The 11,480-nt window shown below is 72.9% G+C and carries 9 protein-coding genes; 4 read left to right on the forward strand and 5 right to left on the reverse strand.

Annotation, left to right across the window (positions count from 1 at the left end; translation table 11 throughout):
• A partial coding sequence (locus tag GXW76_RS23230) for a ComEC/Rec2 family competence protein (RefSeq protein WP_246514646.1) occupies positions 1–1,905 on the reverse strand: 1,905 nt, incomplete at its 3' end.
• A 123-nt stretch (positions 1,906–2,028) separates the two neighbouring features.
• On the opposite strand from GXW76_RS23230, the gene gltX reads away from it, so the two are divergent.
• The gene (gene gltX, locus GXW76_RS23235) at positions 2,029–3,426 is read left to right on the forward strand and encodes a glutamate--tRNA ligase (protein WP_211864524.1); all 1,398 of its coding nucleotides are present in this window, start codon (positions 2,029–2,031) and stop codon (positions 3,424–3,426) included.
• A gap of 111 nt (positions 3,427–3,537) precedes the next feature.
• Here the strand turns inward: gltX and GXW76_RS23240 are convergent, their stop codons facing one another.
• Positions 3,538–4,542: a hypothetical protein gene (locus tag GXW76_RS23240; RefSeq protein WP_211864525.1), complete on the reverse strand. Its 1,005-nt coding sequence runs from the start codon at positions 4,540–4,542 to the stop codon at positions 3,538–3,540.
• 83 nt (positions 4,543–4,625) lie between these two features.
• Here GXW76_RS23240 and GXW76_RS23245 point away from each other — a divergent pair, with 83 nt between their 5' ends.
• Positions 4,626–5,699 (forward strand): mandelate racemase/muconate lactonizing enzyme family protein, encoded by a 1,074-nt coding sequence (locus GXW76_RS23245; protein ID WP_211864526.1) that lies wholly within the window; start codon positions 4,626–4,628, stop codon positions 5,697–5,699.
• A 130-nt stretch (positions 5,700–5,829) separates the two neighbouring features.
• On the opposite strand, the gene GXW76_RS23250 is transcribed toward GXW76_RS23245, so the two are convergent.
• Positions 5,830–7,077: a flavin-dependent oxidoreductase gene (locus tag GXW76_RS23250; protein ID WP_211864527.1), complete on the reverse strand. Its 1,248-nt coding sequence runs from the start codon at positions 7,075–7,077 to the stop codon at positions 5,830–5,832.
• Between the two features lie 119 nt (positions 7,078–7,196).
• Here GXW76_RS23250 and GXW76_RS23255 point away from each other — a divergent pair, with 119 nt between their 5' ends.
• A complete protein-coding gene (locus tag GXW76_RS23255) occupies positions 7,197–8,018 on the forward strand; it encodes an SDR family NAD(P)-dependent oxidoreductase (RefSeq protein WP_211864528.1) in 822 nt (273 codons plus the stop codon).
• Between the two features lie 160 nt (positions 8,019–8,178).
• On the opposite strand, the gene GXW76_RS23260 is transcribed toward GXW76_RS23255, so the two are convergent.
• Positions 8,179–9,735: an acyl-CoA carboxylase subunit beta gene (locus GXW76_RS23260; protein WP_211864529.1), complete on the reverse strand. Its 1,557-nt coding sequence runs from the start codon at positions 9,733–9,735 to the stop codon at positions 8,179–8,181.
• Positions 9,736–9,800: 65 nt separating this feature from the next.
• Positions 9,801–10,316: a hypothetical protein gene (locus tag GXW76_RS23265; protein WP_211864530.1), complete on the reverse strand. Its 516-nt coding sequence runs from the start codon at positions 10,314–10,316 to the stop codon at positions 9,801–9,803.
• 135 nt (positions 10,317–10,451) lie between these two features.
• Between GXW76_RS23265 and GXW76_RS23270 the strand changes: the two genes are divergently transcribed.
• Positions 10,452–11,480: hypothetical protein (locus GXW76_RS23270; RefSeq protein WP_211864531.1), on the forward strand; the 1,029-nt coding region annotated here is incomplete at its 3' end.

The following is an 11,480-nucleotide window of genomic DNA, read 5'->3' on the forward strand; positions in this document are numbered from 1 at the left end:
CGCCGCGGCCGGCCCGTCCCGCGTGGCGCGCAAGGTGCAGGCGCCGGCGCGGCAGGACACCGCGCCGCCGGCCGCCTCCCCTTCCGCCGGCAGCGGCCGCATTTCGGCCAAGCCATGCGCGCGCAACCAGGAATCCCGCGTCAGCGCCGAGGCCCCCGACTGCCGTTGCAACCACAGCGCGCCATCGGCCGCGAAGCCGATCAGCCGCGCATCGCCAGACACGAAAAGGTCCGGCGGACGGTGCAGCGCCGGGCTCGCCAGCCCCAGCGCCATCAGCGGCAGGCCGACCAGCCGCCAGCGCATCCGCCACAGGCAGAGCCAGGCCATGCCGAAGGCGAAGACGGCGAGCCCCCAGGGCGGGATCGGCTTCGCCCCCTGCGCGGCGCCGGGCCAGGAGGCCACCTCGCGCGCGACGGCGAGCACCGCCTCGCACCCCCAGCCCATCACCGCGAGCGGCAGCGCGTCGAGGCCGAGCGGCATCAGCAGCGCCGCCAGCATCCCCGCCGGCATCACCACCACGGAGGTCAGCGGCACCGCCACTGCATTGGCCGCCACGCCGTACCATTGCAGCCGCCCGAAATGCGCGAGGCCGAAGGGCGCCGTCGCGAAGCCCGCCAGCACCGAGGTGCCGACCAGCCCCACCGCGAAGACCGCCGCGTGCCGCCACCAGGCGCCATCCCCGCGCAGCCGCGCCATGGGGCCCTTCATCGCCTCCCACCCCGCGATCAGCGCCAGCACGGCGGCGAAGGACATCTGGAAGGACGGGCCGAGCAGCGCATCCGGCGCCACCAGCATCACCGCCGCCGCCGCCAGCGCGAGGCTGCGCAATGATATCGCCTGCCGCCCCGTCAGCAGCGCCAGCGTGACCAGCACCGCGGTCGCGAAGGATCGCTGCATCGGCACCTGCGCGCCGGTCAGCAGCATGTAGAAGCCGCCCGCCACCAGCCCCGCGACACCGGCCCAGGCCTTGCCGTCCACGCGCAGCGCCAGCCAGCGCCAACAGGCGACCAGCAGCCGCACCACCCAGAAGGTCACCCCCATCACGATGGCGATGTGCAGGCCGGAGACCGAGAGCAGGTGCGCCAGGCCCGAATCCCGCATGGCCGTGAGGTCTTCACGCGGGATGGCGCTCTGCCCGCCGGTCAGCAGCGCAGCGGCGACGGCCCCTGCGGGGCCGGGCACGACGCCCGTGACCCGCGCCTCGATCGCGGTGCGCAGTCCGGCGAGCGGGGGTGCCCGACCGCCGCGCGGCGTCACCTCCGCCGGGCCGATGGCGAAGCCCGCGCCGCCCTGCCCCGCGAAGAAGGCCGCGCGCTGGAAGTCCCAGGCCCCCGGAAATGCGGGCGCGGAGGGCGCGCGGACCAGCGCCCGCACATTCAGCCGGTCGCCGGGCTCTGGGCGCGCGGGGTCGCTCGCGCGCAGGCGGATGCGGATGGTGCGGGGCTGGGCCGGGTCGTCGGGACCGAAGCGGGGTTCGGCGAGTGTCACCCGCCGCCCCTCGGGCAGCAGTTCGACGTTCTGCACCACGCCGGAGAGCACAACCGCCCGCATCGGCGGCGCGAGCGGCGGCGGTGCCAGCCAGGCATGCCCGACCGCCGCCGCGAAGCCGAGCGCAGCCGCCGCGACCAGCCCGATCGCCCAGCCCGCATGCGGCGCCCGCACCGCGACCAGCCAGGCCAGGACGATGAGCACCGGCGCCGGCGCCATCGTCCAGACGGGGGGTTCCTCTCGCAGCCCGAAATACGCAAGCACCCCCGCCCCCATCGCCATGGCGAACCAGGGCGCGAGGCGGCCGCGCTCGGCCGCCAGCAATACCTCGACCCGCCGCGTGGCGGCGCCGAGGGCGCCGCCGATGGAACTTGCCGGATCTCGCGCCGTGGTGCTGGACAGGATGTGGTTCCGCAACTCCTGCGTTCATTCTAGCCTGCCACACCGGCAGCGCGGGAGAGGCCTGCGCCTGCCGGGTTCACCCCGGGCGGGCGATCTGGTCTAAGGGGCGCCCGTTGTTGCATCGAGCCCAGGCGCGCCATGACCGTCCGTACCCGCTTCGCTCCCTCCCCCACCGGCTACCTGCACATCGGCGGGGCGCGCACCGCGCTGTTCAATTACCTGTTCGCCCGGCACCACAAGGGCACCTACCTGCTGCGCATCGAGGACACGGACAAGGAACGCTCCACCCAGGCGGCGGTGGACCAGATCCTCGACAGCCTGACCTGGCTGGGCCTGAGCCCGGACGAACCGCCTGTCTTCCAGGCGCAGCGCGAGGCGCGCCACGCCGAGATCGCCCGCGCGCTGCTGGCGATGGGCAAGGCCTATCGCTGCTGGGCGACGCCAGAGGAACTCCAGGAGATGCGGGAGAAGGCGACGGCGGAGGGCCGCCCGCCCCGCTACGACCGCCGCTGGCGCGACCGCGAGCCCGGTCCGGAGCAGGAAGGCAAGCCCTTCGCCATCCGCATCAAGGCGCCGATCGAAGGCGAGACGGTCGTGCAGGACCTGGTGCAGGGCGAGGTCCGCGTCCAGAACACCGAGCTGGACGACATGATCATCCTGCGCAGCGATGGTACGCCGACCTACCTGCATGCGGTCGTGGTGGACGACCACGACATGGACATCACCCATGTCATCCGCGGCGACGACCACCTGACCAACACCTTCCGCCAGTGCATGGTCTATGACGCGATGGGCTGGAGGCGTCCGCACTTCGCGCATATCCCGCTGATCCACGGCGCGGACGGGTCGAAGCTGTCGAAGCGCCACGGGGCCGTGTCGGTGCTGGATTTCCGCGACCAGGGCTACCTTCCGGAAGCGGTGTGCAACTACCTGCTGCGCCTCGGCTGGGGCCATGGCGACGAGGAGGTGGTGCCGCGCGACCGCGCCATCGAACTCTTCGACCTGAAGGATGTGGGCCGCGCGGCCTCGCGCATGGACTACGCGAAGCTGACGCACCTGAACGGCGTCTATCTCCGCCAGGCCGACGACGCGCGGCTGACGCGCGAGGTGCTGCGCATCCTCGGGGAGCGCGGCGCGCTGTTCGGCACGGATGGCGCGGAGCGCGTGGCGATGCTGATGCCGGACCTCAAGGACCGCGCGCGCACGCTGGAGGAACTCGCCGGCGCCGCCGCCTTCGCCGCACACGAGGAACTGCCGGCGATGGAGGAGAAGGCGCTCGCGCTGCTGACGCCGGAGGCGAAGGAACGGCTGCGGGACCTCGCGGAATTCCTCGGCAACGCGCCGTGGGAGAAGGCGGACCTCGAGCAGTGGCTGCGCGACTACGCAGAGGTGAAGGGCGTGAAGCTCGGGCAGGTGGCGCAGCCGCTGCGCGCGGCGCTGACGGGCAGCACGACCAGTCCGCCGATCAACTCGGTGCTCTGGGCGCTGGGGAAGGACGAGGCGACGCTGCGGATCCTGGCGGCGGCGGGCGAGTGAAGGTCGGGGGGAGTGAACTCCCCCCGAATCCTTCCTCCTTCTTTGATCAGTTGGACTTGGGGGTCCGGCGCGCCAGGTGCGCCTTGCTGACGGGCCAGGGGCCGGGGGAGTTCACTCGCCCGGCCTGATGCGCCATTCAAGCGGCGCGATGCGCTCCAGCGTTGCGAACCGATCCGCGGCTGCCAGCGCACCGACGAGCAGTTCCTCCCACGCCGCCATCATCGCCGGATGCGGGTCCGCCACGCCCCGCATCAGGGCGCATCCGCGCCGCGTGACGATGGCGCTGCCATCCGGCTGCGGCACGGCTTCCGCCGCGTCGCCTTCCGCCGCCGCCATCGCCACCATGAAGTCCGGGAAGGTCGCGGCGCCGAGGGCCTTCGCCGTCTCGGCGTAGTGCTGCATGGCAACGAGCCGCGCGGCGAGGCCGAGCAGATGCCCGCCCTCCATCGGCCCGAACAGCGCCACCGCTTCCTGCATCACGGTGCGCGCGTATTCCATCGCGTAGCCGCGCTTCGCCTTGGCGATGCGTTCCGCCGGCCAGTCGGCGGAAGGCAGGGCCGGCGCGGCGGCAGGGTCGAAGGGTGGCATGCGCTCGCCGCGCGCGAAGCGCAGCCGGTCTTCGGGCGGAAGATCGTGGTCGTGTTCGAGGTAGTAGCCTTCGAGTCCCGGCTGCCCGTCCACCGTCTGGCCCGTGCAGACGAAGCCGAGGCCAAGGCAGCCCAGCATCACGCCGTTGTTCGCGTGCCAGCCGCGCAGCATGGCCGCGTTCACCTCGAACGGGATGCCGCAGATGGTCGCCCCCGGCCAGATCCAGCGCGGCGGCGGGTAGCGGATCCAGGCCTTGCGCGGGCTTTCCTCGACATATTCGACGCCGACGCCGCCGATGAAGTTCGACAGGTAGTGGTAGCGCGCCGCCGCGACCGCCGGCGGCAGGCCGGCGATGCCGAGCTTTTCCAGCCCTGGCAGGAACTTCTCGCGCTGCTGGCGACGGAAGACGCGGAATACCAGGTCCGCCGCGTCGCGCGCCCCGCGGCGGGACACGCACGTCAGCACGGTTCCGGTGAACCAGGAATGGTACCAGTCGCCCACCGCGTCCCAGGCTGCGCTCTCGGTCATGCATATCCTCCGTCGCCGGCTTCTGCATGCCGGCACTTCGGGGCAGTATCCGGGCGTCGCGCCGCGCGCGAAAGGGAGCGCCCATGAAGATCACCCGCGTCACCACGCATCACCACCGCACCGACTTCACCTATGGCGCGAGCGCATCGGGCGTCGGCGGCAACCTGCACCTCAAGGCGATGGACACGCTGCTGGTGCGCGTCGAGACCGATGCCGGCATCCATGGCTGGGGCGAAGGCTTCGGCTTCACCCTGGTCGAGACGACGAAGGACGCGGTGGACCGCCTGCTCGCCCCCGCCTGCATCGGGCAGGATGCGGCCGACATCGCGGGCGTGACGCGCATGCTCGCGCGCCGCTTCCACAATTTCGGGCGCAATGGGGCGGTCACTTTCGGGATCTCGGCGATCGACATCGCGCTGTGGGACATCCGCGCCAAGGCGGCGGGCAAGCCGCTGCATGCGCTGCTCGGGGATGCCGCGCGGGTTTCGGTGCCGGCCTATGCGAGCCTGCTGCGCTACGGCAATCCCGACGACGTCGCGCGCAACGTGACCGAGGCGCTGGCCCGCGGCTACCGCCACATCAAGCTGCACGAGGTGGACCTCCGCTGCATCCGCGCCGCGCGCGACGCCGCGCCGCGCGAGATCCCGCTGATGCTCGACATCAACTGCGCCTGGGAGACCGAAGGGGACGCCGTCCAGTTCTGCGAGGACGTGGCGCCCCACAATACCGCCTGGGTCGAGGAACCGATCTGGCCGCCCGAGGACATCCCCGCCATCGCGCGCATCCGCGCCGCCTCCCCGGTGCCGATCTCGGCGGGGGAGTGCAACGGCACTGTCGAGGATTTCTGCCGGATGTTCGAAACCCGCGCGGTGGACGTGGCGCAACCGTCCGTCACCAAGATCGGCGGGCTTTCCGCCATGCTGGAGATCGCGGAACTCGCGCGCGAGGCCGGCGTGCGGCTGGTGCCGCACTGCCCCTATTTCGGCCCCGGGCTGCTGGCGACGCTGCACTTCCTCGCCGCGACCGAGGAAGCCGAGCCGATCGAGATCTACTTCGCCGACCTGCACCGGGCGCCCTACGGGCAGCAGCTGGTCCCGAAGGGCGGCGCGATCGCCGTGCCCGGCGCGCCGGGCCTGGGCTACGAACCGGACGTCTGACCCCGGCTACCCTTCGGTCCGGCCGGTCCCAGCGTCCTGGTTTCGCGCGGCCGCCCCACCATGCCGACGCATCGGACCGCGGAGCCTTGCCGATGACGTCATCGGCACGCGTCTACGGTCCGCCCCCGGCTCACGCCGCGCGCCGCCCCGGGGACAGGCTCGGGCGCGCATTCAGCGTCGCCGGCTCGAAGCCCGCCAGGCGCTTGTAGTGGGTGGCGATCTCGGTGCGCTCGGCGAGCGGCAGCACTGCCTCGATGTCGTCGAAGCCGTCGGGTGCGCGGGCTTCCGCCACGTCGAGCACCATGTCCGGCCCGTCGCCGCGCGTCGCTTCCAGCAGCGCGGCGGTGGCGGGGCGGCGGATCGCCTCGTAGGCCTCCAGGGCCGCGACGGGGTTCTCGATCGTCGCCAGCTTCAGCGCCAGCGTGCGCGCATCGAGGATGCCCTGCGAGGCACCGTTCGACCCGATGGGATAGAGCGGATGCGCCGCATCGCCGAGCAGCGTGACGCGCCCATGCGTCCAGCGCGGCAGCGGGTCGCGGTCCACCATCGGGAACTCGTAGACGGATTCCGCCGAACGGATCAGCGCCGGGATGTCGAGCCAGGGGAAGCGCCAGGCGGCGAAGGTCTGCTCGAAATCCTCGATGCGGCCGGGACGGTTCCAGTCCTCCCGCTTCCATTCCTGGTCCGGGTCCACGCGGCGTTCCGCGATCCAGTTGGTCAGTTTCCGCCCGTCCGGCAGGTCCTTGATGGGATAGACGACGAACTTGTCGTCGCGGTTGCCGGCCACCGCCATGGTCGCACCGGTCAGGAAGGGCGCGGCGATGCTGGTCGCGCGCCAGAGGATCGCGCCGTTCCAGATCGGCAGGCCCTCGTTGGGGTAGAGGATCGCGCGGGCGGCGGAATGGATGCCGTCGGCGGCGACCAGCACATCGCCGCGCACACTCCGGCCATCGCCGAGGCGCAGCGTCACGCCCTCCGCATCCTGCTCGAAGCCGGCCATGCGCGCGTCGAGATGGATATGCGCATCGCCGATGCGTTCCCGCGCCGCCGCGAGCAGTTCGAGGTGCAGGTGGCCGCGATGGATGGAGACCTGCGGCCAAGTGTAGCCGGCATGCCTCCCGCGCGGCTCGGACCAGATCATCTGGCCGAAGCGGTTGGCGTAGGCGAGTTCCTTGGTGACGATGCCTGCCGCGGCGACGCGCTGCTCAAGGCCGAGTTCGGTCAGTTCGCGCATCGCATGGGGCAGCACGTTGATGCCAACGCCGAGGGGCCGGATTTCCGGCGCCTGCTCGAACACCTCCGCCTCGATCCCGGCCGCGTGCAGCGAGAGCGCCGCCGCCAGCCCGCCGATGCCGCCGCCCGCGACGAGTACCCGCATGATCCTGAACTCCTTCCGCGCGATGCAACATAATGAGGCCGCGGGAGGGGACCAGCCCGGGGGCTTTGCGTTCCGCGCACGGCCGCTAGGCTCGGGGCGAAATCCGGAGGAACCCGCCCATGGCCGCAACGACGCCCCGCACCGTGCTCATCACCGGCGCCGCCGGAGGGATCGGGCGGGCCATGGTCGCCGCCGTGCTGGCGGCCGGGCACCGGGTTGCGGCGCTGGACCGCGACGCGGCGGCGCTGGACGCGCTGGTCGCCCTCCACCCCGGCGCGCCGCTGCACCCGATCCCCGCGGACCTCGCCTCCGCCGAGGGCTGCCGGGCGGGCGTCGCGGCGGCCGCGGCACGGTTCGGCAGCGTGCATGCGGTGGTGAACAATGCCGGCATCGGCGTCTCCAGCCTGCGGCCCGATGCGGAGACGCGCCTCCCATCCATCGAGGAACTCGACGCCGCTGCCTGGGACCGCTTCTTCGCCGTCAATCTCCGCGCGCCCGCGCTGCTGCTGCGGGAGGCGCTGCCGATGATGCGCGCGGCGGGCTGGGGGCGCGTGGTGAACAACACCACCTCCTTCCGCACCATGCTGCGCGTGCTGCCCTACGGCGCGACCAAGGCGGCGCTGGAGGCGGCGTCGGCGGTCTGGGCGGCGGAACTCGCCGGCGCGGGCATCACCGTGAACGTGCTGGTTCCCGGCGGGCCGACGGACACCCCCTTCATCGGCGCCGGGGCGTCCTGGCCGCGCGGGCAGATGCTGCGGCCGGAGATCATGGGGCCGCCGCTCGCCTGGCTGCTGTCGGACGAGGCCGCGGACTACACCGGCCAGCGCATCATCGCCGCGCGCTGGGATGCGTCGCTGCCGGGGACCGAGGCGGCGGCGATGTCAGGTCGCGCGATCGGCTGGCCGGAACTCGCCGCCGATGCGGTGTGGCTGCAGGGCTGACGCCGCGAATGGTGCGGGCAGGGCACGGGGTGTCCGGTGCCGGCATTCGGCATCGAAAGCCAAGCGCCATGCCGATCCCCGCGGCCGCGCGACCGCGCATGTCGGCGGTCGCAGCAATTCCCCGGCCGCACGCAATCTCCGGCGCGCTGCGGGACGCGCCTTACGGTCGCATCGTGAACCCGGCCATCCCGGGCGCGCGCAAGGGCTCCGCCAGCCGCGCGAATTCGCACAGCAGCTTCCGGCTGTCCCGCGGGTCGATGATCTCCTCCACCCAGAACGCCTCCGCGGTGCGGAAGGGGGAGCGCAGCTTCTGAAGCCGTTCCTCGATCTCCGCGACCTTGGCGTCCTTGTCCTCCGCCGCCGCGACCTCGGCGGCATAGGCGGCCTCGACGCCGCCCTCCAGCGGCAGCGAGCCCCAGCGCGCCGACGGCCAGGCATAGCGCAGCGAGAACCGCCCCGCCGGCTGCTGCACCACCCCCGCGACGCCGAAGGCATTGCGCAGGATGATGGTGCACCAGGGCTGCCGGCTCTGGTTCACCGCCGCCATCGCACGGACGCCCCAGCGGATCGTTGCCGTCTTCTCCGCTTCCAGCCCCACCGCGAAGCCTGGGCAGTCCATCAGGTACACGACCGGCAGGTGGAAGGTTTCCGCCAGGTCCACGAAGCGGATCACCTTGGAACAGGCATCCGCCGTCCAGGACCCGCCGTGGAAGATCGGGTCGCTCGCCAGCACCGCCACGGCGCGGCCGTCGAGCCTCGCGAGGCCGGTGACCACCGGCCGCCCGAACCACTTCCCCATCTCGAAGAAGGAGCCCTTGTCGACCAGCGTCTCGATGATCGGGCGCATCTTGTAGGCGCGGCGCGGGTCGCGCGGGATGGCGCCGATCAGCGCCTCGTCCCGCCGCGCGGCGTCGTCGCGGGACCGCACGGACGGCGGCAGGTCGAACACCGAGGACGGCAGGTAGGACAGGAAGCGCCGGGCCAGCGCGAAGGCTTCCTCCTCCGTCTCCACCGCGTCATCGACGGCGCCGGCCTTGCACTGGATCTCCCAGCCGCCGAGGTCGCGCTTCTCGAGCTTCTCCCCCAGCCGCGCGACCACCGGCGGCCCGGCGACGAACATCGCCGAGGACTTCGTCATCACCGAGTAATGCGCCGCCGCCAGTCGCGCCGCGCCCAGCCCCGCGACGGAGCCGAGCCCCAGCGTCACCACCGGCACCAGCCCCAGGTTGGCCGTGGTCTGGTGATAGAGCTGCGTTCCGCCCACGCCGCCCGGCAGGTTGGCGCGCCCCGTCGTCTCGATGGTCTTGACCGAGCCGCCGCCGCCCGAGCCCTCGATCAGCCGGATGATCGGCAGGCGCAGTTCCGCCGCCATGCGCTCGGCCATGATCGGCTTCTCGCGGATGGTGGCGTCCGCGCTGCCGCCGCGCACGGTGAAGTCGTCCCCGACCACCACGACCGGCCGCCCGTCCATCGTCGCGCGCCCCATGACGCAGTTCGACGGCGTGAAGGACTTGAGGTCGCCCTTCCTGTCGTACTCCGCGCGGCCGGCGATGGCGCCGACCTCGTGGAAGGACCCGCGATCGACGAGCTTCCCGACACGCTCGCGCACCGTGAGCCGGCCGCCGTCGTGCTGGCGCTTCACCTTGTCCGGCCCGCCCATCTCGCGGGCCATTGCCTCGCGCCGGCGCAATTCCTCGAGTTCGGCTTCCCAGTTCATCCGCGGATACGTTCCCCTGCCCTCGGCGCATCCTCACGCCACGGGTGGGGCACGGCAAGACCGGGTCAGGGTGGTGCGACGACGTCCGAGCGCACGAACCACAACGTCAGCGCCTGGCCGTTGAGCAGGCGCAATCGCACCAGGTCGCCCTCCGCCGCTTCCAGCACCCATTCGTTGATGCGGAATGTCGTCCGGCAGCCACCCGCGGCCCTTGCCTCGGCGAGCAGACGCGGCACCACCTCGCCGCCCTGCCGCGCGAGGCGCAGCGGCGCGGCCTCGGCGCAGCCGGTCGTCCCGTCCCGCAGCACATGCCAGACCCGGGGCGCCGGCAGCGGCGCAGCCTGCGCGACGGCGCCCGGCGACGGTGCCTCGGTCTCCGCCGCGGACGCGGCACCGTTGGGCGTGCCCTCTCCCTCGGCCGGCCCACGCGCCGAGGGTTGCCCCGCATGCCGGGCCGCCTGCAGACGCGCCGGCGGCGGCGGCGGCGGCAGGGGCAGTTCCTCCTCCTCCGGCACCTCGGCGGCGCAGGCGCCGAGCACCAGAAGCGCGGCGGCCAGCCCCGCATGGCGGATTCGCATCATGAAAAAATCCTAGCACCGGCTTCGGGCGCTGGCATCATCGTGACGGTACGAAAGCCTTCGGAATGCTTGCGTCGCCAGCCTCTTTGCCCGATCCTTCACGACGGTCGGCGTGTCGGCTCCTCTCCAGGACAGGTTGTGCAGGGCATCGGTCAGAGCAATGGCGAGGGCGCCTCCGGCGGCCGCGGATTGGCGGAGCGCCTCGGCCGCCTCGCAGCGCTGTGCCTGCTGCCGCTCATGGTGACCCTGGCCGGACTCGCCCTCGTGCTCGAACGCCGCGCGGAAGATGAGGCGGGACAGCGCCTCGTCACCGCCGCACGCAATGCCGCCCACGCCGCCGATGCGGAAATCGAGAGCCGCCGCCTCGCTTTGCAGGCCTTCGGCAGCGCCATCGACGGCACGCGCGGTCTCGCCGACCTGCCCGCCGCGGATGCGGCGGCGCGCCGCCTGGCGCAGGCGATCGCCGCGCCGGTCGGCGTGCTCGACCGCGGCCTCGGCCTGCTCGTCGACACCAGCCAGCCCTTCGGCACGCCGCTCGCCTCCACCCCGGCGGTGGCGGCGGGGCTCTGGGCCATCGAAACCGGACGCGCCATGGTCAGCGACGTCCTGCCCGGCCCGGGCGGCACCACCACCAGCCCGCTGCTGCTGTTGCCCCTGATCCGCGACGGCCGGACCGAGGCCGTGCTCAGCGTCGCGCTATCCTCCGAGCGGCTGGCGGGCGTGATCGGGCCGGGCCAGGCGGTGCTGCTCGACAGCCGCGGGCGGACGGTCGCCGTGCAGGGCGGCCGCGACGCGGACCTGCCGGACTGGCCGGTGCTCACGGCCACGCCGCAGGGCGTGCCGCAGGAATCCGTCGGCGCCGCCGGGTCCGGGCTACGCTTCGCCCTCGCCTACCTGCACGAAGCGCCGGAATGGCGTGTCGTCGCGTGGGAACCGGTGGGCGCGGCGGCATCGGGGCTGCGCTGGCTCGTGGTCTGGCTGGTCGCCGCGGTCGTCCTGGCGATGGTCGGCGCGATGCTGGCGCTGCGCGGCACCCGGCGGGCCCTGCTCGTCCCGCTCGCGGCGCTGGTGCGCCACGCCCAGGCCACGGCGGAGGCGCTGCACACCGACAGTCCCGTGCCGGCCCTGCCGGCCATGCGCGCGCCGGCCGAGGTCGCGGCCCTCGGC

Origin of the sequence: Neoroseomonas soli (assembly GCF_018129065.1) — a bacterium.
GTDB classification, from domain to species: Bacteria; Pseudomonadota; Alphaproteobacteria; order Acetobacterales; family Acetobacteraceae; genus Neoroseomonas; species Neoroseomonas soli.